General features: G+C 70.0%; 22 protein-coding genes. 14 read left to right on the top strand and 8 right to left on the bottom strand.

Annotated elements, in window-relative coordinates:
- Positions 1–55: 55 nt before the first annotated feature.
- Positions 56–562, bottom strand: coding sequence for a MarR family winged helix-turn-helix transcriptional regulator (locus D457_RS0101430; protein ID WP_017578854.1), 507 nt, complete (start codon positions 560–562; stop codon positions 56–58).
- Between the two features lie 90 nt (positions 563–652).
- Here D457_RS0101430 and D457_RS0101435 point away from each other — a divergent pair, with 90 nt between their 5' ends.
- Together D457_RS0101435 and D457_RS0101440 are read left to right on the top strand one after the other, a co-directional pair.
- Entirely contained in the window at positions 653–928 is a 276-nt protein-coding gene (locus D457_RS0101435; protein ID WP_017578855.1) for a nitroreductase family protein, read from the top strand.
- Positions 925–1,884 (top strand): EamA family transporter, encoded by a 960-nt coding sequence (locus D457_RS0101440; protein ID WP_017578856.1) that lies wholly within the window; start codon positions 925–927, stop codon positions 1,882–1,884. Before D457_RS0101435 ends, D457_RS0101440 begins: the two co-directional genes overlap by 4 nt.
- A gap of 24 nt (positions 1,885–1,908) precedes the next feature.
- On the opposite strand, the gene D457_RS0101445 is transcribed toward D457_RS0101440, so the two are convergent.
- Entirely contained in the window at positions 1,909–4,095 is a 2,187-nt protein-coding gene (locus tag D457_RS0101445; RefSeq protein WP_017578857.1) for an alpha-galactosidase, read from the bottom strand.
- 203 nt (positions 4,096–4,298) lie between these two features.
- On the opposite strand from D457_RS0101445, the gene D457_RS0101450 reads away from it, so the two are divergent.
- From D457_RS0101450 to galK, 4 genes are read left to right on the top strand one after another with little or no spacing between them, the layout of a single operon-like run.
- Positions 4,299–5,087: a DeoR/GlpR family DNA-binding transcription regulator gene (locus D457_RS0101450; protein WP_017578858.1), complete on the top strand. Its 789-nt coding sequence runs from the start codon at positions 4,299–4,301 to the stop codon at positions 5,085–5,087.
- Complete coding sequence (gene galT, locus D457_RS0101455) at positions 5,084–6,109, top strand: galactose-1-phosphate uridylyltransferase (protein WP_017578859.1); 1,026 nt, start codon at positions 5,084–5,086, stop codon at positions 6,107–6,109. The genes D457_RS0101450 and galT overlap by 4 nt, the downstream gene beginning before the upstream one ends.
- A 3-nt stretch (positions 6,110–6,112) precedes the next feature.
- Positions 6,113–7,075 (top strand): UDP-glucose 4-epimerase GalE, encoded by a 963-nt coding sequence (galE, locus tag D457_RS0101460; RefSeq protein ID WP_017578860.1) that lies wholly within the window; start codon positions 6,113–6,115, stop codon positions 7,073–7,075.
- Between the two features lie 11 nt (positions 7,076–7,086).
- Entirely contained in the window at positions 7,087–8,268 is a 1,182-nt protein-coding gene (gene galK / locus D457_RS0101465) for a galactokinase (RefSeq protein WP_026116219.1), read from the top strand.
- A 203-nt stretch (positions 8,269–8,471) separates the two neighbouring features.
- Here galK and D457_RS33955 read toward each other — a convergent pair whose 3' ends face one another.
- Complete coding sequence (locus tag D457_RS33955) at positions 8,472–9,662, bottom strand: tetratricopeptide repeat protein (RefSeq protein ID WP_017578862.1); 1,191 nt, start codon at positions 9,660–9,662, stop codon at positions 8,472–8,474.
- Positions 9,663–10,285: 623 nt separating this feature from the next.
- Between D457_RS33955 and D457_RS0101475 the strand changes: the two genes are divergently transcribed.
- Complete coding sequence (locus D457_RS0101475) at positions 10,286–11,221, top strand: Gfo/Idh/MocA family protein (RefSeq protein WP_017578863.1); 936 nt, start codon at positions 10,286–10,288, stop codon at positions 11,219–11,221.
- A gap of 38 nt (positions 11,222–11,259) precedes the next feature.
- Here the strand turns inward: D457_RS0101475 and D457_RS0101480 are convergent, their stop codons facing one another.
- Positions 11,260–11,526: a GlsB/YeaQ/YmgE family stress response membrane protein gene (locus D457_RS0101480; RefSeq protein ID WP_017578864.1), complete on the bottom strand. Its 267-nt coding sequence runs from the start codon at positions 11,524–11,526 to the stop codon at positions 11,260–11,262.
- Positions 11,527–12,398: 872 nt separating this feature from the next.
- Positions 12,399–13,346: an ABC transporter substrate-binding protein gene (locus tag D457_RS0101485; protein ID WP_017578865.1), complete on the bottom strand. Its 948-nt coding sequence runs from the start codon at positions 13,344–13,346 to the stop codon at positions 12,399–12,401.
- Positions 13,347–13,511: 165 nt separating this feature from the next.
- On the opposite strand from D457_RS0101485, the gene D457_RS0101490 reads away from it, so the two are divergent.
- Entirely contained in the window at positions 13,512–13,946 is a 435-nt protein-coding gene (locus tag D457_RS0101490; protein ID WP_017578866.1) for a helix-turn-helix domain-containing protein, read from the top strand.
- A 127-nt stretch (positions 13,947–14,073) separates the two neighbouring features.
- On the opposite strand, the gene D457_RS0101495 is transcribed toward D457_RS0101490, so the two are convergent.
- The 3 genes from D457_RS0101495 to D457_RS0101505 all read right to left on the bottom strand — a co-directional run bounded on the left by D457_RS0101495 (position 14,074) and on the right by D457_RS0101505 (position 16,033).
- Positions 14,074–14,685 (bottom strand): ATP-dependent Clp protease proteolytic subunit, encoded by a 612-nt coding sequence (locus tag D457_RS0101495; protein WP_017578867.1) that lies wholly within the window; start codon positions 14,683–14,685, stop codon positions 14,074–14,076.
- Positions 14,682–15,344 carry a ClpP family protease gene (locus D457_RS0101500; RefSeq protein WP_026116221.1) on the bottom strand — a complete coding sequence of 221 codons (663 nt, stop codon included), beginning with the start codon at positions 15,342–15,344 and terminating at the stop codon, positions 14,682–14,684. The genes D457_RS0101495 and D457_RS0101500 overlap by 4 nt, the downstream gene beginning before the upstream one ends.
- Before the next feature lie 173 nt (positions 15,345–15,517).
- The gene (locus D457_RS0101505) at positions 15,518–16,033 is read right to left on the bottom strand and encodes a MarR family winged helix-turn-helix transcriptional regulator (RefSeq protein WP_017578869.1); all 516 of its coding nucleotides are present in this window, start codon (positions 16,031–16,033) and stop codon (positions 15,518–15,520) included.
- Between the two features lie 248 nt (positions 16,034–16,281).
- Here D457_RS0101505 and D457_RS0101510 point away from each other — a divergent pair, with 248 nt between their 5' ends.
- The 6 genes from D457_RS0101510 to mnhG are packed head-to-tail and all read left to right on the top strand — an operon-like array spanning position 16,282 to position 23,061.
- Positions 16,282–19,239: a Na+/H+ antiporter subunit A gene (locus D457_RS0101510; RefSeq protein ID WP_017578870.1), complete on the top strand. Its 2,958-nt coding sequence runs from the start codon at positions 16,282–16,284 to the stop codon at positions 19,237–19,239.
- A complete protein-coding gene (locus tag D457_RS0101515; RefSeq protein ID WP_017578871.1) occupies positions 19,236–20,066 on the top strand; it encodes a Na(+)/H(+) antiporter subunit C in 831 nt (276 codons plus the stop codon). The genes D457_RS0101510 and D457_RS0101515 overlap by 4 nt, the downstream gene beginning before the upstream one ends.
- A gap of 2 nt (positions 20,067–20,068) precedes the next feature.
- Positions 20,069–21,730: a Na+/H+ antiporter subunit D gene (locus D457_RS0101520; protein ID WP_017578872.1), complete on the top strand. Its 1,662-nt coding sequence runs from the start codon at positions 20,069–20,071 to the stop codon at positions 21,728–21,730.
- Complete coding sequence (locus D457_RS0101525; RefSeq protein ID WP_017578873.1) at positions 21,727–22,338, top strand: Na+/H+ antiporter subunit E; 612 nt, start codon at positions 21,727–21,729, stop codon at positions 22,336–22,338. Before D457_RS0101520 ends, D457_RS0101525 begins: the two co-directional genes overlap by 4 nt.
- A complete protein-coding gene (locus D457_RS0101530) occupies positions 22,335–22,658 on the top strand; it encodes a monovalent cation/H+ antiporter complex subunit F (RefSeq protein WP_017578874.1) in 324 nt (107 codons plus the stop codon). The genes D457_RS0101525 and D457_RS0101530 overlap by 4 nt, the downstream gene beginning before the upstream one ends.
- Entirely contained in the window at positions 22,651–23,061 is a 411-nt protein-coding gene (mnhG, locus tag D457_RS0101535; RefSeq protein WP_017578875.1) for a monovalent cation/H(+) antiporter subunit G, read from the top strand. The genes D457_RS0101530 and mnhG overlap by 8 nt, the downstream gene beginning before the upstream one ends.
- The last annotated feature ends 36 nt before the right edge of the window (positions 23,062–23,097 follow it).

A 23,097-nucleotide genomic window follows, 5' to 3' on the forward strand; every position in this document is an offset into this window, starting at 1 on the left:
TTCCAAGGGGAGGTCCCGAACTCGGGGCCTCCCCTTTGCCGTGTCCGGAGTGGGATCAGGGCTCATCGGGGGCGCTGTCGCCCAGGGAGAGCAGCAGTGTGCGCAGCAGGTCGGCGAGCTGGGCCTGTTGCTCCGCGCTCAGCCCCTCCAGCAAGCGGGCCCCGTTGGCCACGTGCCCCTCGACCGCACCGTTCACCAGGTCCAGGCCCTTGTCGGTGAGGCTGACCAGGATGCGGCGCCGGCTGGCGGGGTCCACCTCGCGGTGGACCAGTTCCTTGCGCACGAGGCGGTCGACCCGGTTGGTCATGGCGGCCGAGCCCACCATCATCATCCGCACCAGGTCCTTGTTGTTCAGCTGGTAGGGCGGACCGGACCGCCGCAGGGTGGCCAGCACGTCGAACTCCCAGCGCTCCAGGTCGTACTCGGCCAGGAGGTCACCGACCCCCCGGCCCAGGATCTGCTGGAGGCGGTTCATCCGGCCGATGATCCCCATCGGGGCGGTGTCGAGGTCAGGCCGCTCACGGGCCCATTGGGCGAGGAAGAGGTCGACGGCGTCGTTCATCCGGAGAGCATAGCGCCGCGTCCTTGACTCCCTCGGCAACCCTCACATAATCTTTCGACATCGAATATTTCGACGTCGAAAGATTTTCCCATGACACCCCCCACCGTCGCCGAGGCCATCCGCCACCGGCGCAGCGTCCGCCGCTTCCGCCCGGACCAGGTCCCCGCCACTCTCCTGAACGAGCTGCTCGAACTCACCATGGAGGCGCCCTCCAGCTGGAACTTCCAGTCCCGCTCCGTGGTGGCCGTGCGCGACCCCGTCGCCCTACTGCTCTCCGTCGGCTACCCGGCCGAGCAGCGCCTCCACTCCGGCCGCCTGCCACTGCACCGCGTCGCCTTCGGTGACCTTTACGGGGAGTCGCTGTGACCGGCCGCGGACGGATCGCCGCCGACTCCCTGCTCACCGCCCTGGCCCCGATGATCTGGGGCAGCACCTACCTGGTCACCACAGAGTTCCTGCCCCCGGACCGCCCCTTCCTGGCCGCCCTCCTGCGTGCGCTGCCCGCCGGGCTGCTCCTGGTGCTGTTCGCCCGGGCCTTGCCCGCCGGCGTGTGGTGGTGGCGCTCCCTGGTCCTGGGCACCCTCAACATCGGCGCCTTCCTCTACCTGCTCTACGTCGCCGCCTACCTGCTGCCCGGCGGGGTCGCCGCCCTGGTGATGTCGGTGCAACCGGTGATCGTCATGCTCCTGGCCGCCCTCCTGCTCGGCGACCGACTCCGGCTGGTCCACCTCCTGGCCTGCGCGCTCGGCGCCTTCGGCGTGGGACTGCTGGTCGTGGGCCCGGAGGCCGCCCTGAACCCGGTCGGTGTCCTGGCCGGGCTCGCCGCCGCGGTCTCCATGGGCAGCGGCATCGTGCTCGCCAAACGCTGGGGCCGTCCCGAGGGTGTGAGCCTGCTCGGCGTCACCGGCTGGCAGCTCACCGCGGGCGGCCTGGTCCTGCTGCCCCCGACCCTGCTCTTCGAGGGCCTGCCAGGCAGCCTCACCCCGACCAACCTGGCCGGGTTCGCCTACCTGGGCCTGATCGGCGCCCTGCTCGCCTACGTGCTCTGGTTCCGCGGCCTGGAGCGTCTCCCGGCCCTGGCGGTGTCCTTCCTGTCTTTCGCCAGCCCGCTCACCGCGACCCTGCTCGGCTTCCTGGTGCTCGGCGAGACCCTCACCCCGGTTCAGGGCGTCGGAGCCCTCGCGGCCGTCGGCGCGGTCCTGCTGGTCCAACTCACCTCACACCGCCCGCCCGGCGAGAAGGAGACCGCCCCCGGCAGCGCGTCCTCCACGTCCCAGGAGGAAGAGCGGCCCGGCAGGCCTCAGCAGCTGAGCCGCCTCTAGTGAGGCCGCAGGCGAGCGGGGCCCTCAGACCTCCCTGAGGTGCAGCAGCAGCGCCTGGGCCGGGTTGAGCCCCGGCATCTGCAGACCGGACCGGACCAGCACGGAGCCCGAGACCACCGCCTCGCCTTTGACGAACCATTCGGGCATCACCTGCTGCATGGTCGACGGCCACCCCGCCTCCCGCCTCCAGGTGACCCGGTACCGGCGGTCCTCCCCCAGTCCGGGGAGGCGGACCCGCCCGGGCAGGGCGCGCGCGGACGACGCCAGTCGGGCGTACCGGAACACCGCCTCGCCGCGATCTGGTGCGACCACCCCGTCGAGCTGTTCGGCGGGGTCCGCGGGGTCCGCGTGCACCGGGTCGCCGGAGTGCAGCAGCGGCCGTAGCTCCTTGTACAGCCCGATCCACGAGGTGAGCGCGGCGAGCTCGTCCCCGGAGCAGCCGGTGACGTCCCACTCGATCCCGGCGTGCGACATCAGGCTGGTGAGCAGCCGGGCGGACAGCGCGGTGACCCGTCCCGTGGTGTGCGACTCGGGCCCGCCCACGTGGCTGCCGACCAGCTCGGGCGGCAGCAGCAGGCCGGTCCACCGCTGGATGGCCAGCCGCTCCAGGGGGTCGTTGTTGTCCGAGGCCCACACGCGGTCGGTACGGGCGAGGACGCCCAGGTCCACGCGGCCGCCACCGGAGGAGCAGGACTCGATCTCGAGCCCGGGGTGGTGTTCACGCAGCCGGTCGAGGAGCGCGTAGACCGCGCGGGTCTGGCCGTGCACCCCGGCGCTCCCGGTCGGTCGGTGCACCGCCTCCATGAGGTCGCGGTTGTGGTCCCACTTGAGGTAGTCCGGCCGGTACTCGGCGACCAGCGCGTCCAGCCGCCCGAACACGTACTCCAGCGCCTCGGGCCGTCCCAGGTCCAGGACCTGCTGGTTGCGGCTGGGCGGGGGCAGGTGGTCCTGGGGGGCGAGCAGCCAGTCCGGGTGCGCGCGGGCGAGGTCGGAGTCGGGGTTGACCATCTCCGGTTCGACCCACAGCCCCACTTCCATGCCCAGGGCGCGAACGTGGTCGAAGAGCGGGTGCAGGCCGTCCGGCCACACGTCGGGGTCCACGGTCCAGTCGCCGAGCCCGGCGGTGTCGTCGCGCCGCCCCCGGAACCAGCCGTCGTCGAGGACGAAGCGCTCCACCCCGATCCGCGCGGCGGTGTCGGCGAGCTCGGTCAGCCGGGTGAGGTCGTGGTCGAAGTAGACCGCCTCCCAGGTGTTGAGCACGACCGGGCGCGGCGCGGAGGGGTGTTCGGGGCGGGCCCGCAGCCACCGGTGGACGCGGGCGGACATGCCGTCCAGGCCCCGGTCCGACCAGGACAGGAACACCCAGGGGGTGCTGTAGGACTCGCCTCGGGCCAGCCGGACCTCACCGGGGTGGAGGAGTTCGCCGCCCGCGATCACCGCGTCGGCCTGTCCGGCGCCCTCGGGGAGGCGTTCGGCCAGGTGGACGTGGTCGCCGCTCCAGGCGGTGTGCACGCCCCAGACCTCGCCGTGCCGGAACCCGAAGCCGGGGCTGCCCGCGGTGAGCAGCAGCGGGGCGTCGTGTCCGGAGCGGCCGCGCCGGGAGGCCCGCATCCGGGTGCCCATGCTGAGCGGCTGCCGTTGCGGGGAGCGTTCACGGACCCACCGCCCGGTCAGGTCCAGGACCTCCTCGGCTTCCCGGGGCAGCGGCAGGGTCACGTGCAGGGCGTCCAGGGTCCACGGGTCGGGGTCGAGGTTGGTGACGGTGTTGCGCGCCCGGACCAGCCCGGAGGCCTCCATCCGCAGCTCGCACCGGATCCGCAGACCGCCGCCCTCAGCGGTCACGGTGGCCCGGCCGCCTGCTCCGGGCCCGTCACCCGCACCTGCGGCGCCGTCCGCACCGGTGCCTGCGCCCTCCAGGGGGTCGACGACCACCTCGACCCGGTCCCAGCGGGGATAGGTCACCCGGCCCTCGTGGTGTCCGGACAGTGCGGGGTGGCCGCGCCAGCCCTCCCCCTGGGTGGGCAGCAGTGAGATCCAGGCGGGTGTGTCCACCCCGTTGTTGGCCGCCGCGGGCGAGGCCGCCGCGATCAGTCCCCCAAGGTCGGGCAGGTCGGCGCCCCAGTGCAGGACGTGCGGCAGCCCGGAGTCGGGAACCCCCAGCACCAGCGCGGTCCCGGCGGCACGGAGTTCGATGGTCCGGTGGTGGGTCATCCCTTACTCGCTCCCAGGGGTCGGCCCGGCGGCGGAGTGTTCCCCGCCGGAGTCACCAGCTTCGGGAGACGACCCCGCCCCTGTCAACACTCCCAGACAGATACCAACAAAAACTCGCAGCCAGACCTGGGCTGTTGACAGCAGACGACCCGACAGGGCACCTTAATCAAACAGAATCCAACATTTATCGCTCTGGAGGGCGGATGCTGGCCGCGCAACGGCAGGAGTTGATCCTCGAACAGGTCCGGCGGGACGGAGGCGTCCGCGTCACCGAGCTCGTCGAGGCCTTCGCCGTGTCGGACATGACCGTCCGGCGCGACCTCGACGCCCTGGAGCACCGGGGCGAACTGCGCAAGGTCCACGGCGGCGCCGTCGCCCCCGAGGGGGCCCGCACCGAGGAGCCCGGGTTCGAGGCGAAGTCCACCCGCCAGTCCGCGGAGAAGCACGCGATCGCCCGCGCCGTCACCGAGCTGGTCGAGCCCCACAGCGCCGTGGGTCTGTCCGCCGGGACCACCACCGCCCTGGTCGCCGAATACCTGCGCGAGACCCCCGGGCTCACCGTCATCACCAACTCGATCCACGTGGCCGAGGTCTTCTACCGGTCCGAGCGCACCGACCAGACCGTGGCGCTGACCGGTGGTTTCCGCACCCCCTCGGACGCCCTCGTCGGCCCCCTCGCCCTGGCCTCCGTACGCGGGATCAACCTGGACACCCTGGTCCTGGGCGTGCACGGCATGCACGAGCGGGCCGGGTTCAGCACGCCCAACCTGACGGAGTCCGAGACCAACCGGGCCCTGGTGGAGTCGGCCCAGACCCTCGTGGTCGCCGCCGACCACACCAAGTGGGGGACGGTCGGCATCAGCACCATCGCCCCGCTGGACCGCTGCGACGTGCTCGTCACCGACGACCGCCTCACCCCCGACGCACGCGAGACCCTCCAGGACCGCGTGGGCCGCCTCGTGGTCGCCGACGTCCCCCGGGAGGAACGATGAGGAAGACCGCCACGCGCCTGGCCGACGGCCGGGAGATCATCTACTACGACGAGGGGCACGGCGACCGCCAGGAACTCCCTGACCTGCGGGACCTGCCGCCCGCCGCCTCCGGTTCGGAGCTGCGCTGGGACCCGCTCCGCCGCGAACACGTCATCCTGGCCGCCCACCGCCAGGGCCGCACCCATCTGCCGCCCAGCGACGAGTGCCCGCTGTGCCCCTCCCAGGGCGACCGGCTGACCGAGGTGCCCTCGTCCTCCTACGACGTGGTGGCCTTCGAGAACCGCTTCCCCGCCCTCAGCGGATCCCAGGGCCGCTGCGAGGTGGTCTGCTTCTCCTCCGACCACGACACCTCCCTCGCCGGACTCGGCCCCGAACGCCTGCGCACCGTCGTGGACGCCTGGGCCGACCGCACCGAGGAGCTGTCCGCCCGGCCCGAGGTGAACCAGGTGTACGTCTTCGAGAACCGGGGTCCGGAGATCGGGGTGACCCTGCACCACCCGCACGGGCAGATCTACGCGCTCCCGTTCGTCACCCCTAGGACCGAACGCGACCTGGAATCCGCCCGCCTGCACCGGGACGGGACTGGACGCGACCTGTTCGCCGACATCCTGGAATCCGAGAGCGCCGGTCCCCGCGTGGTCCTGCGCAACGAGCACTGGACGGCCTTCGTCCCCGAGGCGGCCCGCTGGCCGGTCGAGGTCCACGTCTACCCGCACCGGGCCGTGCCCGACCTACCCGCCCTGAACGACGCCGAGCGCACCGCCCTCGCCGAGCTCTACGGCGACCTCCTCAGCCGCGCGGACCGGCTGTACGACACCCCACTGCCCTACATCTCCGCCTGGCACCAGGCCCCCGTCAACGACCCCGAGCTCCGCGGGCTCGCCCGATTGCGCCTGGAACTGTTCTCCGTGCGCCGCGCCCCCGGCAAACTCAAGTACCTGGCCGGAACCGAGTCCGGCGCGGGTGTGTTCAGCAACGACGTGGCCCCCGAGACCACCGCCCAGCGACTCCGAGAGGCCTGATCCGTGAAGCTCCTCGTCACCGGCGGCGCCGGTTACGTCGGCAGTGTCGTCACCGCGTTCCTGCTGGAGGCCGGGCACGAGGTCACCGTGCTCGACGTGCTCTCCGCCGGACACCGGGACGCCGTCCCTTCGGACGCGACCCTGGTCGAGGAGGACCTGCACGCCGCCGCCGACGTGCTCGACCCGACCTTCGACGCCGTCCTGCACTTCGCCGCCAAGTCGCTGGTCAGCGAGTCAGTCCAGGACCCGGGGCCGTACTGGGCCAACAACGTGGGCGGCACACTCGCCCTGCTGGAGGCGGCCCGGACCCACGGGGTGCAGCGCCTCGTGTTCTCCTCCACCGCCGCCACCTACGGGAACCCGCCCTCGGACGCACCGCTGCGCGAGAGCGACCCGGCCGTACCCACCAACCCCTACGGCGCGAGCAAACTCGCCGTCGACCACATGCTGGCCGGATGGACCCGGGCCCACGGGCTGGGCGCGGTGAGCCTGCGGTACTTCAACGTGGCCGGCGCCTACCGGACGTTCGGCGAGCGGCACGACCCCGAGACCCATCTGATCCCGAACCTCCTGCGGGTGGCCTCCGGGCAGGTCCCGCACGCCTCGCTCTTCGGTACCGACTACCCCACCGCGGACGGCACCGCGATCCGCGACTACCTGCACGTGGCCGACCTCGCCGACGCCCACCTACGGGCGTTGGAACACGTCGAGCCGGGCGCCCACCGGGTGTACAACCTGGGTGGTGGCGGCGGGTACTCGGTGCGCGAGATCCTGGCCGCGGTGCGGCAGGTCACCGGGCACCCCGTCCCGGTGGTCGAGGGCCCCCGGCGCGCGGGCGACCCGGCAGTACTGGTGGCCTCCACCGAACGGGCCCGCACGGAACTGGGCTGGGAGCCCGTGCGCGAACTGGACGAGATCGTGGCAGACGCCTGGGCCTTCACATGCAAGGGGGAGACCGCCAAGTGAGCGACCACCGCATGAGCGAGCAGCGCGCGAATGACATCGCGGAGGACTTCCGAGAGCTGTTCGGTACGGCCCCCGAGGGGGTGTGGACCGCTCCGGGGCGAATCAACCTCATCGGTGAGCACACCGACTACAACGACGGTTTCGCCCTGCCGATCGCCCTGCCCCACTCGCTGACCGTGGCCGCCGCGCGCCGCCCGGACGGCGTCGCCCGGCTGCGCTCGCGCCAGTTCGACGGCGCCTTCGAGGTTCGCCTGGTAGACCTGTCCCCGGGCGGTGTACCCGGCTGGGCCGCCTACCAGGCCGGGGCGCTGTGGACGCTGCTCGACGAGGGGTACGACATCGGCGGGCTGGACCTGCTCGTGGAGAGCCACATCCCCACAGGAAGCGGGCTGTCCACCTCGGCGGCGGTGTCCTGTGCGACGGTGCTCGCCGCCACCGGCCTGTACGGCGCGAAGTCCTCGTCCGGATCCCCTGGCGAACCCGCTCCGGCCGAGGTGGCACGACTGGCCCAGCGCGCGGAGAACGACTTCGTAGGGATGCCCTGCGGAATCATGGACCAGTCCGCGGTGATGTTGGCCGACGAGGGGCGTGCGCTCTTCCTGGACTGCCGTTCCCTGGAGACCGAGCAGGTGCCGTTCGACCCGGCCGCGCACGGGATGTCGCTGCTGGTGGTGGACACCCGGGCCCCGCGCCGCCTGGTGGAGGGCGCCTACGCCGAGCGCCGACACTCCTGCGAGGAGGCCGCCCGGATCCTGGGGGTACGGGCGCTGCGGGACGTCTCGGTCGGGGAACTGCCCGAGGCCCTGGCCGCGCTCCCGGACGACCTCTCCCGCCGCCGGGTGCGGCACGTGGTCACCGAGAACGCGCGTGTGCTCGAAGCCGTGAACCTGTTCCGGACCGGCCGGCCCCGCGAGTCGGGGCCGCTGTTCACCGCCTCGCACACTTCCCTGCGCGACGACTACGAGGTGAGCGTGCCCGAGGTGGACACGGCGGTGACGGCCGCGCTCTCCGCCGGGGCCCTGGGTGCCCGCATCACCGGCGGCGGGTTCGGCGGCTGCGTGATCGCCCTGGTGGACACCGAAAACGCCGCGGGCTGCGGCAAAGCGGTGCGCGCGGCCTTCGCCGATCAGGGGTTCGACGAACCGGTGGTGTTCACCGCCCTGCCCTCCGCCGGAGCCCGCCGCCTGAGCTGAGGCCCCGGGCGGCCGGTCCCCTCGGATGGCCCGGGCACCAACCAGCCCGGGCCGCCTGTCAGAGCGGCCGTCCAGCTGCCCGCCCTTGTCCACCACGGGCTGGCCTTCACCACGCCCGACCTGCGGATCCGCTCAGCCGAGTCCGGTCTGCGCGTGCGGGCCGGAGACGAGTACACGCTGACCGTGACCAACGCACACCAGAGCTACTCCAGGTAGGTGCGGAGTCTCCTGGCCTCAGCCTCGTTGCCGTTCTCCCGGTACAGCCGCTCCGCCTCCACGAGGTGGGTCTTCCAGTCCTGCGCACCGGTCAGCTGGGCGTGTCCGGCCAACATTTCGCGCACCCGGGCCGACTGGTGGACGAGCCCTCTGGCCGCGAACCCCATCAGGGCCAGGTCCAGTTCCCTCTGGGCCTCGGACCATCTGCGCTTGGCGACCAGCACACGCCCCCGCTCCTGCCGCACCTTGGCTATGTTGACCTCGTCCACCGGGCTGCCATCGCCCGGAGCCACGAAGAACTCCAGAGCCGCGTCCAGGTATTCGAGAGCGTGGTCGAAGCGTCCCATGTTGATCAGGGTGCGACCGACCAACAGGTCCAGGCCCGCCAGGCCGCGCGGGCACCCCACGGCCTCCTTGAGCGGTCGGACCCTCGTGAACAGGGACAGGGCGTCGGCGTGGCGGTCGTCAGCCAAAGCGATCAGGCCCCTGCCCTCGAGGGCGGACGCACGGCCCCGGTCGTCGCCATCGGCAGCAGCCAACGCGTAGGACGCAGCGAATTCCCCGTCAGCCTCGTCGAGCGTTCTCGCACTCTTCGTTCTCACGTCCGTGAGGAGTGCCAGGCCCACCAGGTTGCGCATCCGGGCCTGCCACACCGTGTCGCCCAGGGCCCGGGACGAGTCCAGCCCCACCCTCAACAGTCCGACGAGGGCATCGAACTCACCGGTCTCCCGCATGTAGGCCTCGGCGGACTCCACCGTGCGGCAGACTGTCTCGTGCCTACCGCGGCTCCGCGCCCAGGCCGCACAGCTGGCCAGGAACCCGGAGTTGGCCCGCATCCAGTCCCTGGCCTCGTCGACCGAACCGAAGGCGGGCAGGCTCAGGTCCGTGTTCGCGTCCGGTCGGGCGAGAGTCCAGTCGGACGCAATGAAAGCGGCGGCACGGATCGCACCCTCGGACACGTAGTGGACGAACCGGAACAGAACCGCCTCGCGCTCCTCCTCGGAGAGCTCCTGTACGGCCGGAACAGCCCGTTCGGCGCCTACCGGGCAGAGGGTGACCAAGCGGGCGGTCTTGTGGGCGGCGTCGGTCTCGAACCACTCCGAGGGCAGCTGCCGGCACAGATACTCGGAGGCCGTCTCGCCGTCCATCAGGTCCAGGTCAGTCGGGTCAGGTCTCACCGTCTCGTCCCCTCCCACGGGAAGCGCGCATGTGCATGGCACGGCAGAACACCCGCGTCGGCACCCCTCGCTGAGGGGGTCGGCAACTGGCCCGAGCCGAGCGGAGAACTCCGTGCGCTCCAACACCCCGAGCAGTCCCTCAGGTGGCCCATCATGCGTGAGCTCGGAATAAATGACCAGGAGTTTTTCGACGCGCCCGAAGGCGCGAACTCATTTCCCCACGGGAAAAAGACCGCTCCACCAGCGAAATCGCCGAATCCGGTGCTGGGTCGCGCGTCCGGACCTGGCCACGCCCGATGGGCGGTCGTCCCTGTTCTCGGGTATGACCGGTCGAGTTCCGGCCTGCTTCCGCAGACCGGTTCGGGTGCGCTCAGGTACCCGGTTCGGCGCTGCCACAGGACCTCCTGCACGGTGTCCGCGGCAGCCGGGCCGAGCCCGGGGTTGACGTGTCCGGGGTTGACGTGTCTGGGGTTGACGTGTCCGGGGTTTATCGGGCCGAAGAAGGCGATCTGAGCTACGGGGCCGATGCACGGAAACCCTTGATGGGAGCGTTCCCATAGGCCAGGGTTACCTGGGGAGAAAAACACCCACGAGAAGCACTACTGACACGGGAGGGTCCATCCATGGGACTGCGGTTCGGGCTGTTGGGCACGGGTTTCTGGGCGACCGAGACCCAGGGGGCCGCACTGGCCGCGCACCCGGAGGCGACGCTGGTCGGGGTGTGGGGGCGCGACCCGGCCAAGGCTACGGAGCTGGCGGACAAACTGGACACACGACCCTACGAGGACGTGGACGCTCTCCTGGCCGACGTCGACGCCGTCGCGATCGCGCTGCCCCCGCAGGTCCAGGGCGAACTGGCCCTGCGCGCGGCCAGAGCCGGGAAGCACCTGCTGTTGGACAAACCGATCGCCCTGGACACTGAGGCGGCCGACGCCCTCGTCACCGAAACCCAGGCGCGCGGGCTGGCCTCCGTGGTCTTCTTCACCAGCCGTTTCTCCGACGGGGTGAACGACTTCCTGCGCCAGGCGGCCGCCGACGGCGGCTGGCACGGGGTGCGGGCGACCCTGTTCGCCTCCATCTTCCAACCGGGCAACCCCTACGGGGCCTCGCCCTGGCGCCGCGAGAAGGGCGGGTTGTGGGACGTGGGACCGCACGTGCTCTCGGTGGTGCTGCCCGTCCTGGGTCCGGTCGAGGAGGTCACCGCGGTGGCCGGTCCCCGGGACAGCGTGCACGTGCTCACCCGGCACCGGGACGGGGCCGTGGGTTCGCTCTCGGTGACCCTGGACGCGGCCCCGGAGGCGGGGGCCTTCTCCGTGGACCTCTACGGCGAGCACGGCTGGCGGTCGGTACCGGGCGGTGACCGCAGCGCGGTGGAGGCCTTCGGGTCGGCCGTCGACCGCCTGTTGGAGCAGGTCCGCACGGGCCACGGCGACCCCTGTGACGTGCGCTTCGGCCGCGAGGTCGTGGCCGTCCTGAGGGCGGCGGAGGCCTCCGCGCGCTCCGGCCGGACGGTACGCGTGGCCGAGGCCACCGGTTCGGATCCGGTGGCCTCGGGTTGAGCCGGTGACGTCTGGCGGCCAAACCGTCAGGCCTCCGGTCAGGCCGTACTAGCGTTCTTGGAGTACATGCCGTCGGCCAGGTAGACGATGCCAGCGGCTACCAGGACCTGGATAAGCAACACCAGGAGGAAGTTGGTCAGACCGAAGACCGCGGCCGCGAGCCAACCGCCGAGGAGCGCCGCGACAATACCCAGGAGCAGGGTCAGCCAGATCGGCAAATGCTGCTTTCCGGGTACGACAAGACGACCGAGCGCGCCGATGATCAGACCGACGATGAGCGCGCTGATGATTCCAGTGATCTCCACAGAGCCTCCCCCAGGTAGACGCTTTCCCCCTGTTCCCGCTCCGCAGGTCACGGACACCGCCCACGGAGAAAGCTTTGCCCCCAAGTGGAATCTTCATGTGCATGAGCACTTGCTACTACCCGTGCATCCCTTTTTGTCTGGATTAACCCGTGCGGTATGGGGCAGGACTCCGTCTCTGTCCACATCGGGAGAAGCCCCCTGATGCCCCCTCCGGAAGGTGAACACCCAGGCGCGGCACACCACGCCTGCGCCAGCGACGTGAGCGGCACCGTCGTCCAGGTCGGGACCGTCCACGGCTCCGTTCACCTGCACGGCGAGCCGAACACTCCCGCGGGTGTGCCCGTCCCCCGACAGTTACCGGTACCGCCACGCCTCTTCACCAACCGCGAAGCCGAGTTCCGCCAGTTGGAGGCGCTGCACCGGGACGTGGCCCGCGAGGGAAGCGGGCTCCCCAGCCCGACGAGGACCGGGTCGCGTGTCGCGGCCGGTCACTCGTGCCGACGGATCAGGGGCGGCGAAGGCTGGGTTCAGCGCTGCGGTGCTGGCCCTGGGGAAGCCGTGGTGTCCGTAACCCGCTCTGGGAGTTGTCCGTTGCTTCCAAAACCCCTGTACCCCCCGTGATCTTGCTACCAGGAGCAAGTTCGGCGCCGATTTCGCTTCTGGTAGCAAGATCATCTTCGGGGAGGGGGCCGAAACCGTGCTCGGGGTCTGGCGGGTCGCGGTTGTTGTTCGCTGGCACGGGTGACCGGCCACGACACGCGCCCCGTTACCCACCGGGCTGTGGAGACCGGGGCCCTCGCTGCCGCTTGTCCGTCGGGGTGCGCGATCGGCCGCTGCCCGCCCCCGGCCAGCCCAGGAACCAGGTCCCCCTGCTAGCCCAGGAACTCGCGTACGTCGGCGATGATCCGCTCCGCGCCGAGGACGCCGATGCCCGCGATCCAGACGCGGTCGTTGACGCTGTACGCGTTACCGGCCGCAACAGCCGGAACCCCGGCGAGAAGGGCGTCGTCGAGGTCGACGTCGTCGGTCACGAACACCACGTCCGCCTCGATCTGGTCGAGGTTCTCGAAGGACAGCTCGACCATGTCGTTGGAGTCCCAGTCCTTCTCCGGGACGGTGAAGCCCATCTCCCCGAGGAGCGAGCCGGAGAACGTACCCGGCCCGTGCAGCCGCACCCCGTTGTCCACGCGGCGCAGAACGTGCACCGTCTTCCCGTCGGCCCCGACCGCCAGACCGGCGTCCACCGCCTCGGCGAGCATCTGGCCCAGCACCTCCTCCGCGCGCTCGGCCCGGCCCAGCGCCTCACCGATGAGCAGCACGTTGTCCTGCCAGCCGATGGCGGGCTCCGCGATGAAGAACGTGGGCGCGACCGCCGAGAGCTGTTCGTGGAACTCCTCGTGACGCAGCTTGGTGCCGAGAATCAGGTCAGGGCCGAGAGTGGCGATCGCCTCCACGTTGGGCGCGATGATCTCGCCCACCGCCTCCACCCCCTCGATCCCGTCTCCGAGGTACTCGGGAAGGCTGTTGGCCGATCCGGCCCGCGCCGCGCCGACCAACGGGGCCCCGAGGGCGACGACGGTGTCGAGCACCAGGCTGTCCAGGGCGACCACGCGCTCGGCCTGCTCGGGGACGGTGACCCTGCCCATCGCGTCCTCGACCTCACGGCCTCCGGCGCCCTCGTCACCCGTGCCGCCATCGCTCTGCCCCTCAGTGCCGCAAGCGCTCAGAGCCAGAACGGCGGCGCCTGCCAGACCGAACTGGCGACGGGTCATCCGGTTGACGATGGGCGGGACGGCGGGGGCGGTCAGTGTGTTGACCATGCGCGGAACCTCCTCAAGTTAGGCAAGCCACACCTTACTCAACGCTTCCGAGTCCTCTCGCACCCGGTTCTGCCGTCCGCATAAGGCCACCGATATCCCTCCCCTTAAGGCATTCCCGCGGCGTAGGCTCGAAAAGTCGGGACACGGCCAACAGGGGAGGCACGGATGCCCGAAAGCGTCCTACACGCGCTGGACGAGGCCCGCAGAGGCGACCGCTCCCACGAGCGCGCCCGGGAACTCCCCCAGGAGCGCCCTGACGAGCCCCTGATGCGAGACCTCATCGGTGACCTGCTGCGCCGCACCCGCACAGAGCAGGGCCGAACCCTGCGCGAGGTGGCCGAGGACGCCCAGGTCTCCCTCCCCTACCTCTCCGAGGTCGAGCGCGGCCGCAAGGAGGCCTCCTCCGAGGTCCTCGCCGCGATCTACCGATCCCTGGGCCTGAGCATCGTCGACGTCCTCGGCGAGCTGTACCAGCGCACCCACCTGGCCCGCTTCGAGGTGGTCGGCCAACGCCGGGCCCACCTCTCCCATACCCGCGCGCCCCTACCCGCCCGGAGCCCTCAGGCCCACCAGCCCCGGGTCGTGTCCCTGGCGGCCTGAACCGAAGCCGCTCCGCCACCCCACATCCCCCGCACCTGGACGGCATCGCGTCCGGCCCATCCCAGCCGCGCATGCCAGCGGCCCCGGGCTCCACCGCCCGGGGCCGCCCCCTTCACCTCGACACTTCTCAGGCGACCGCCCGGCCGACCTCCCGGGTCGTGATGATCCCGTCCACCAGGCCGTACTCCTTCGCCTGTCGCGCCGTGAAGATCTTGTCCCGGTCGGTGTCGGCCCGCAGCCGCTCCTGGGTCTGCCCGGTGTGCCGGGACAGGATCTCCTCCACCTGGGACCGCACCCGCAGGATCTCCGCCGCTTGGATCTCCAGGTCGGCGGCCTCGCCCCGCCCCTCCGTCGACGGCTGGTGCAGCAACACCCGGGCGTGCTCCAGCGCCGCCCGCTTGCCCGCCGTTCCCGCCGCGAGCAGCACTGCCGCCGCTGAGGCCGCCTGCCCCATGCAGACCGTGGCCACGTCCGCGCGCACGAAGCGCATCGTGTCGTAGATGGCGGTCAGCGCGGTGTTCGAGCCGCCCGGCGAGTTGATGTAGAGCTGGATGTCCATGTCCGGGCTCTCGTAGTCCAGGTGCAGCATCTGCGCCATGACCACGTTGGCGACGTCGTCGTCGATCGGGGTGCCCAGGAAGATGATCCGCTCGGACAGCAGCCGGCTGAACACGTCGAACGAACGCTCTCCGTGCGGGGTCCGCTCGACCACCATCGGAACCGTGTAACGCCCGCTCACTGGGCACCTCCCGACTTCCCCTGCCGCACGAACCCGGGCGAGTTCCCGCCCAGACGAACGCCGCCCTCCATCTGCCCGATCGACGCGACCACGTGGTCGATGAACCCGTAGTCCCGCGCCTCCTCCGCGGTGAACCAGGCGTCCCGGTGCTGGTCCTTGGCGATGGTCTCCTCGCTCTGGCCGCTGTGCCGCGCGATCAGCTGGATCATCGTCCGCTTCGTGTGGGCCAGGTTCTCGGCCTGGATGGCGATGTCGGCGGCGGTCCCGCCCAGTCCGCCCGACGGCTGGTGCATCATGATCCGCGCGTGCGGCAGGCTGTACCGCTTTCCGGCGGTCCCGGTGCAGGCCAGGAACTGGCCCATGCTCGCGGCGAACCCCATGACCAGGGTGGACACGTCGTTGGGGACGAAGTTCATCGTGTCGTAGATGGCGAGGCCGGCGGAGACCACACCGCCGGGGCTGTTGATCGCCAGCGTGATGTCCTTGTGCGGGTCCTCATCGGCCAGCAACAGGATCTGCGCGCACACCCGGTTGGCGCTGTCCTCGTCGACCTGGGTCCCCAGCAGCACGATGCGGCTGCGCAGCAGCCGCGCGGCGAGCTGGTCGTCGAAGGTTCCGCCCGTCGCGTGCTCCGCGACGAGCTGGTGGTGGATCGGCATGAGCACTCCTCGGCCCGGCGTCTTCCGGAACGGACCACTCGTCCGCTCCCGCCGGTGATCCCAGACTGCGTCCGAGAGCGCCGCCGCCTCCACCTTTTCGGCCCGGGGCAGATCTGCCGTGGGCAGACCGGCCCGGCCGAACGAGGCCCGGTTCAGCGGGCCGATCAGGTCACTCAGGTCTCGTTGATCGCCTCCCGCAGGTCACGCAGCACATCGAGAACGACCGGACGCAGGGACGGACGTATCGCGTCGAAGACCTGACGCTGTTTTCGCTCCATGTACTTGCGGCGCTCCGCCAGAACCCGCTCGCCCTCCTCCGTGATGGTGACGACGGTGCTGCGTTCGTCACGTTCGGAGCGGCGCCGGGCCATCATCCCCTTGCGTTCGAGCTGTTGGATCATCCGGGTGGCCGAGGGCGATGACACACCGACGATGTGAGCAACCGCACCGACACTCGGATTGTCCATGCCGCGTACCGCTTCCATCAGCAGCGACTGTGTCAGGGTGAGTTCCTCAGCGCCGCGATGCCCGTGCCCGCCCCGGGAGCGGGCATGCAGCGCCGCATTGATGAGTTCGGTCCACACGCGCTGGAACTCTTCGAGTTCCTCCGCGTCGGGCTCGGTTGACCCCTGCTGATCAGAGGATGATTCCGGCTGGTCAGGACAGGGCTCAAGGGTCTCGTCGGGCACGAAACGGTCCTCGCAGGCTGGGCTGTGACGCGGGTCCTTGACCCGCGCGGTGGTTTGACGTTTGTGTAGTCTAGCTATTAAATAGCTTGCGCACGCAAGTTCAAAGAGATCCATGCCCCCTCAAAAAGGTAGCGACACCCCGCCCACTGATCTGGCTGTGGGCGGCCTTGTCCGCTGCGGGGGCAGTGGACGTCCGCCCGAACACCCGGGCGGGCCCGGACCGGTCCGGGAGGGGCGCATTGACAACAGTGCTGGTCGCGCATTTCATCACAGCTGCGGTCGCGCCGTTACTGGTGCGCCTCTGGGGCCGTAACGGTTTCTACGCGCTCGCGATCGTCCCTGGTCTGGCCACCGTGTGGGCCCTCTTCCAGCTGCCCGCCGTCCTCAACGGCGGCACGCTGACCGAATCCGTCGAGTGGGCACCCCAGTTCTCACTCCGGCTCGGCCTCCACATGGACGCCCTCGGCCTGATCATGACGCTCATCGCCGCCGGCGTGGGCACGCTGATCCTGATCTACTGCGCGCGTTACTTCGACGACTCAGAGCCCGGTCTCGGGCTTTTCGCCGGTGTGTTCGTCGCCTTCGCCGGGGCCATGCTCGGCCTCGTGCTGGCCGACGACCTCATCCAGCTCTTCATCTACTGGGAGCTGACCACGGTCTTCTCCTACCTCCTCGTGGGTCACAAGGCCGAGAAGAAGGAGAGCCGCCGGGCGGCGATGACGGCCCTGACCGTCACCACCTTCGGCGGCCTGGCGATGCTGGTCGGCATGATCATGCTCGGCGAGACCGCCGGGACCTACGTGATCTCCGAGATCGTCGCCGACCCGCCCGCCTCCGGCCCCGTGGTCACCGCCGCCCTGGTGCTGATCATGATCGGCGCGATGTCCAAGTCGGCTCTGTTCCCGTTCAGCCTCTGGCTGCCCGCGGCCATGCAGGCTCCCACGCCGGTCTCCGGTTACCTGCACGCCGCGGCGATGGTCAAGGCCGGTGTCTACCTGGTCGCCCGCCTCACCCCCGCCTTCGGTGACGTCGTCGTCTGGCAGAGCATGGCTCTGTTCTTCGGTGTGATCACCATGGTCTTCGGCGGGTGGAAGGCGCTGCGCCAGTACGACCTCAAGCTCGTCCTGGCCTACGGCACCATCAGCCAGCTCGGTTTCCTGATCGCCCTGCTGGGCACGGGCACCCGGGCCGCGGCCCTCGCCGGTATCGCCATGCTGGTCGCGCACTCGCTGTTCAAGGCCACACTGTTCCTCGTGGTCGGCGTCATCGACCACAGCAGCGGCACCCGGGACCTGCGCGAGCTGTCCGGGCTGCGCACCTCCATGCCCGCCACCTTCTGGATCACGGTCGTGGCTCTGGCCTCCATGGCCGGCCTTCCCCCCACCGCGGGCTTCGCCGCCAAGGAACTCGCCCTCGGGGCCTACACCCACGGCGGCGCTCTGGACACCCTGGCCCTGGTCGGACTGGTGGTGGGCTCGACCCTCACGGTCGCTTACAGCCTCCGCTTCCTCTGGGGTGCCTTCCTCGAGAAGGAGGGCGTGCGGCCCACCCCGGTGCACGCCCCCGGGGCGCTGTTCCTGGCGCCCGCGGCCGTCCTGGCCGGGTTGAGCCTGGTCGGCGGTGCGGCCTCCAGCACGGCGGACCCGTTCCTGGCGGTCTACGCCGACACGGTCCCGCCGGGACCGTATGAGCAGTACACGACCCACCTCGCGCTGTGGCACGGCTGGGAGCTGCCGCTCCTGCTGTCCGCGATCTGCGTGGTCGGCGGCCTGGTGCTCTTCTACTTCCGCAACGGTGTGGCGTGGCTGGGCACCCGGTTGGCCTTCGTCAACCCCGAGCGCAACTACCGGCGGATGCTCGCCGGGCTGGAGAACCTGGCACTGCAGGTCACCGGTAGCACCCAGCGCGGTTCGCTGCCCGTCTACCTCGGAACCATCCTGGTCGTCCTGGTCGTGGCCACCGGCATCCCGATGGTCACCGGGCAGATCTGGGCCGGGCCCAAGCCCGATCTCCGGCTCTGGGACACCCCGGTGCAGATCATCCCGGCCCTGATCATCGTGATCACCTGCCTGCTGATCCTGTTCGTGCGACGCCGACTGTTCGCGGTCATCCTCGTCGGTATCGGGGGGTACGGCGTGGCCGCCCTGTTCTACTTGCTGGGTGCACCGGACCTGGCGCTCACCCAGTTCCTCGTCGAGACCGTGAGCCTGGTCGTCTTCGTCCTGGTACTGCGCCGCTTCCCGGCGGACTTCTCGGCCCCCGCGCTCAAGGGCCGCCGAATCTGGAACATGGCTATCGGAGCGGGCACCGGTGTGGTGATGGCCGTGTTGACTTGGTTCGCACTGGCCGGTCGCCAGGAACCGTCGATCTCGGAAGGGTACGAGGCGGTCACCAGAGAGGTGGGCGGCTACAACATCATCTCCGTGCTGCTGGTCGATGTCCGTGCCTGGGACACTATGGGGGAGATCTCGGTCCTGGCCGCCGCTGCCGCCGGTGTGGCCAGCCTGATGTTCGTCCGCCGCCGAGCCCAGCCGCGCAAGGCCCCCGGCGGTGTCATGGCCCTGTCGGTCACCAAGCCACCGGAGCCCGTCAAGGGGCACGGCGCGGTGGACCTGGGCGACCTGCGGATCGCGCCGCGGAACATGCACGTCAAACCGCTGTGGAACCGCACCTGGCTGCCAGGGGCCGACAGCCTCCCGACCGAGCGCCGGTCGATCATCTTCGAGGTCGTCTCACGCTTCCTCTTCCCGGTGATCATGATCCTCTCGGTGTACCTGCTGCTGACCGGGCACACCGACGTCGGCGGCGGTTTCGCGGGCGGTATCGTGGCCGGCCTGGCATTCATCGTGCGCTACCTCGCCGGCGGAAGGTTCGAGCTGTACGCCACCGCGTGGGTCCAGCCGGGCGCCCTGATCGGAGCCGGCCTGGCGCTGGCCACCGGCACAGCGCTGGGAGGGGCGATCTTCGGCGGCGAAGTCCTCGCCGGCGGAGACACCTACGTCAACTTCGGTTTCCTCGGCGAGGCGCACCTGACAGTCGCCCTGATCTTCGACATCGGCGTGTACCTGCTGGTGATCGGACTGATCCTGGACATCCTGCGCAGCCTGGGCGCCCGTATCGACGAACAGATCGAGCGGGACGCGGCACGTGCGGATGAGACATCCAGGGTCGAGGCTCGAGCACACGCCGAGGAGGTCACCTCGTGAACGATTCACCAAGTCTGACCCTCGTCATCGTCATCGGGGTGCTGGTCGCCGTCGGTGTGGTGCTGTTGCTGGAGCGCAGCCTGACCCGCGTGCTGCTGGGGTTCATCGTGATGAGCAACGGCGTCAACCTGATGATCATGGCCATGGCCGGGCAGCCCGGCGGGCCCCCGATCCTGTGGTTCAACGACGCGGACGAGATGTCCGATCCGCTACCGCAGTTCATGGTCCTGACTGCGATCGTCATCACCCTCGGCATCACGGCGTTCCTCCTGGCACTGGCCTACCGGAGCTGGCAGCTGGAGGGCAACGACGAGGTCCAGGACGACGCGGAAGACCTACGCATCGCCCAGGGCGAGGGCCGCCGCGCGGTGCGGCAGCGCTTCCTCAAGGAACGTCGCAGGCTGAGGGCGGACATCCGCCGTCAACGGGCCGAACTCCAGGCCACCATCGCCGCGGCCGACGCCCAGGAACTAGCGGAACAGGCTCGCATCAAGGCTGAGATCGCGGCGGCGCAGGCCGAACTGGCCAGATTCGAGGTCGCGGCCGAGGACGGCCGGTCCGACGAGCTCTCCGAAGAGACCGTGCGCCGCCTGACCGACCGGCAGCAGAGCATGGTCAACGAGGTTGCAGAGCTGCGAGGCCGCATCCGCCTGGGCCGCAAGCGGCTGCGCGAGCACCGCAGGGCCGACCGGGCCGCCGAACGAGAGCTGTGGCGTGAGCTGCGCCGCCGTATCCGCTCCCAGAGGCGGCAGGCCCGCCAGACCATGCGGGCGGAGCGGGAGCGCCTGGCACGTGCAGAGGACAGCGAACTGCAAGGGAACGACTGACCATGGGATGGGACTACTTCGCCGACATCCTGCACTACCTCATCCCCCTGCCGGTGGTGCTGCCGCTCTTCGCGGCCGGGGTCAAACTCGCCATGGGCATCCGCTGGCCACGGGTTCAGCAGTGGCTGAGCGTGATCTCCCTCGCGCTGGTGCTGGTGATCGGTGCCGCGCTGATGGTGGGTGCCGACATGTTCGGACCCCAGGTCGTGCACGTAGGCGGCTGGCAGGCACCGGTCGGTGTCAACCTGGTGGCCGACCGGCTGTCCGCGCTGATGGTGACGGTCTCGGCCGCGATCACGCTCGCCGTTCTGGTCTACTCGATCGGCCAGGGGATGGCTGGCAAGGCCGAGGTCGCACCGCTGTCGGTCTACCAGCCCACCTATCTGATCCTGGTTGCCGGTGTCTCGAACGCCTTCCTGGCCGGTGACCTCTTCAACCTGTACGTGGGCTTCGAGATCCTGCTGACCGCGAGCTACGTGCTGCTGACCCTCGGCGGCACCCAGTCGCGGATGCGGGCGGGCGCCATCTACGTGGTGGTCTCGCTGGTCTCCTCGGTACTGTTCCTGATCGCCATCGCCCTGATCTTCGGCGCGACCGGCACGATCAACATGGCCCAGCTGGGCGAGCGCCTGCCCGGGATCTCGCCGGACCTGGCCCTGGTCCTGCAGGTGATGCTGCTACTCGCGTTCGGTATCAAGGCCGCCGTGTTCCCCTTGGCCGCCTGGCTGCCGGACTCCTACCCGACCGCGCCCGCACCGGTCACCGCGGTGTTCGCGGGGTTGCTGACCAAGGTCGGCGTGTACGCGATCATCCGCACCCAGACCCTCCTCTTTCCGGGGACCCAGCTCAACGACGTGCTGATGTGGGTGGCCCTGGCGACCATGGTGATGGGCATCCTGGGCGCCGTGGCGCAGACCGACATCAAACGTCTGCTGTCGTTCACCCTGGTCAGCCATATCGGTTACATGGTGTTCGGCGTGGCGTTGGGCACCGAGCTGGGCATGGCGGGAGCGGTGTTCTACATCGCTCACCACATCACGGTTCAGACCACGCTGTTCCTCGTCACCGGGTTGATCGAACGCCGTGGCGGGTCCACCTCCCTGGACCGGCTGGGTGGGCTGGCCAAGATCGCGCCCCTGCTCGCGATCCTGTTCTTCATCCCCGCGATGAACCTGGGCGGCATTCCACCGCTGTCCGGGTTCCTCGGCAAGATCGGTCTGCTGCAGGCCGGTGTGGAGGTGGGCACGCCGCTCGCCTACACGCTGGTCGGCGCGTCGGTCATGACCAGCCTGCTGACGCTGTACGTCATCGCCCGGGTATGGAGTTACGCGTTCTGGCGCACCCCGGCCGAGGGGATGGTGGCCGAACCCGGAACCGTGTTGGACGACTCCGAGGCGGACGACACCTCGACCGCGGCACTGGGCCCCTCGGAGGAGGCCGTGGGTCCGTCCTCCAGGCTGAGCGACACCACGACGGTGATCGCCCCCGTCGTGACATCCGTGGTGCTGCCCAAGAGCATGGTCGGTGCCACGATCGCGCTGGTCGGGTTCGGGCTCGCCATGACCGTGTTCGCCGGCCCCCTCATCGGTTACTCCTCCGAGGCGGCCGTGGAACTCCAAGCGCAGTGGCCCTACATCGAAGCGGTCCTGGGAGGCTCCCGATGAACGACCTGAGGGCCAGGAAGGCGCGGGGGCTCAACGCGGCCCGGCGCCGCCTCGGCAAAGTACAGATCCCGGTCGCCCTGGGGATGACCGTGGTGTGGATGCTGCTCTTCAAGGGGTTCGAGCCCCGACCGGAGTCCCTGGGAATCGCGGTTCTGGGCTTTCTGGTGTCCGCGGTGATCATGATGGTGTTCCCGATGCCCCCGATCTCCCCGGGGTTCCGTTTCTGGCCGGTGCAGTGCGTTCGCCTCTTCTTCCACGTCCTGTGGAAGATGGCGGTCGCCAGTTCCCAGGTCACACTCCAGGTGTTCCGCCCCGGTCCGCCGGTCCGCAGCTCGGTGGTGGCCGTCCAGCTGCGCACGGACTCGGATCTGATGCTGGTGTGCACCGCGATCACCACATCGGTGATCCCCGGCAGTGTGATCGTCGAGGTGGCGCAGCCCGAGCACACCCTGTACGTGCACGTCCTGGGCGCTGAGAGCGAAACAGAGGTTCAGGAGGCCAAGCAGATCATCCTCACCCTGGAGGAGCGGATCGTCCGGGCTGTGGGCACCCGCGAGAACATCGCCGATCTGGAGGCCGCGACGCCGGCCGGAAGGGAGAACGCGTGAGCGCGCTGTGGACCGTCATCGCCGTCCTGCTGGGTGTGGCCTCGCTACTCGGTACCGCCCGCCTCCTGCTGGGGCCGAGCATCCTGGACCGGGCCCTGTCCGTCGACGTCCTGCTGGCCTCTGCACTGACCGGGCTGGGCGCCTACGCGGCCTTCAACCGCGACCCCACCATCCTGCCCACCCTCCTGGTCCTGTCACTGCTGGGATTCGTGGGGTCGATCAGCATCTCGAAGTTCGTCGCCCGACGCCCCGAGGAGCACGTCAGGCCTGAGGAAACCATTCACCCGGCCCCCACGGAACAGGGAGAAGACCATGCATGAGCAACTCGTCATCGTCCTGGACTGGGTCGCGATCCTGTGCATCCTGGCCGGTGCGATGTTGTCGTTCGTCGCCGCGGTGGGCCTGATCCGTTTCCCCGACCTGCTCTCCCGCATGCACACGGCGGCCAAGCCGCAGGTGCTGGGCATGCTGCTGGTACTGCTCGGTATCGGTCTGCGCATCATGCCGGTGGAGGAGACCGGGGTGTTCGACTTCGGCACGCTGATCCTGGTCGGGCTCTTCCAGGTCATCACCGTTCCCGTGGCCGGCCACATCGCGGCCCGGGTGGGGTACCGGACCGGCCGGATCCGCCACGACCTGGTGGTCACCGACGAACTGGAAGAGCGCCTGGAGGCCACCCGCCGCGCCGAAGCGGCCAGGAAGAGCGGCGAGGGCGGATCGTAGCCGTCAGGAACACGTAGCCGGGCCGGGAGGTGTGTC

Source organism: Nocardiopsis valliformis DSM 45023 (assembly GCF_000340985.1).
GTDB classification, from domain to species: domain Bacteria; phylum Actinomycetota; class Actinomycetes; order Streptosporangiales; family Streptosporangiaceae; genus Nocardiopsis; species Nocardiopsis exhalans.

Coding starts and splice junctions, on each gene's coding strand:
- D457_RS0101430 (WP_017578854.1), bottom strand. CDS start 562: ATGAACGACGCCGTCGACCTCTTCCTCGCCCAATGGGCCCGTGAGCGG.
- D457_RS0101435 (WP_017578855.1), top strand. CDS start 653: ATGACACCCCCCACCGTCGCCGAGGCCATCCGCCACCGGCGCAGCGTC.
- D457_RS0101445 (WP_017578857.1), bottom strand. CDS start 4,095: ATGACCCACCACCGGACCATCGAACTCCGTGCCGCCGGGACCGCGCTG.
- D457_RS0101450 (WP_017578858.1), top strand. CDS start 4,299: ATGCTGGCCGCGCAACGGCAGGAGTTGATCCTCGAACAGGTCCGGCGG.
- galT (WP_017578859.1), top strand. CDS start 5,084: ATGAGGAAGACCGCCACGCGCCTGGCCGACGGCCGGGAGATCATCTAC.
- galK (WP_026116219.1), top strand. CDS start 7,087: ATGAGCGAGCAGCGCGCGAATGACATCGCGGAGGACTTCCGAGAGCTG.
- D457_RS0101475 (WP_017578863.1), top strand. CDS start 10,286: ATGGGACTGCGGTTCGGGCTGTTGGGCACGGGTTTCTGGGCGACCGAG.
- D457_RS0101485 (WP_017578865.1), bottom strand. CDS start 13,346: ATGGTCAACACACTGACCGCCCCCGCCGTCCCGCCCATCGTCAACCGG.
- D457_RS0101490 (WP_017578866.1), top strand. CDS start 13,512: ATGCCCGAAAGCGTCCTACACGCGCTGGACGAGGCCCGCAGAGGCGAC.
- D457_RS0101500 (WP_026116221.1), bottom strand. CDS start 15,344: ATGCCGATCCACCACCAGCTCGTCGCGGAGCACGCGACGGGCGGAACC.
- D457_RS0101520 (WP_017578872.1), top strand. CDS start 20,069: ATGGGATGGGACTACTTCGCCGACATCCTGCACTACCTCATCCCCCTG.
- D457_RS0101525 (WP_017578873.1), top strand. CDS start 21,727: ATGAACGACCTGAGGGCCAGGAAGGCGCGGGGGCTCAACGCGGCCCGG.
- mnhG (WP_017578875.1), top strand. CDS start 22,651: ATGCATGAGCAACTCGTCATCGTCCTGGACTGGGTCGCGATCCTGTGC.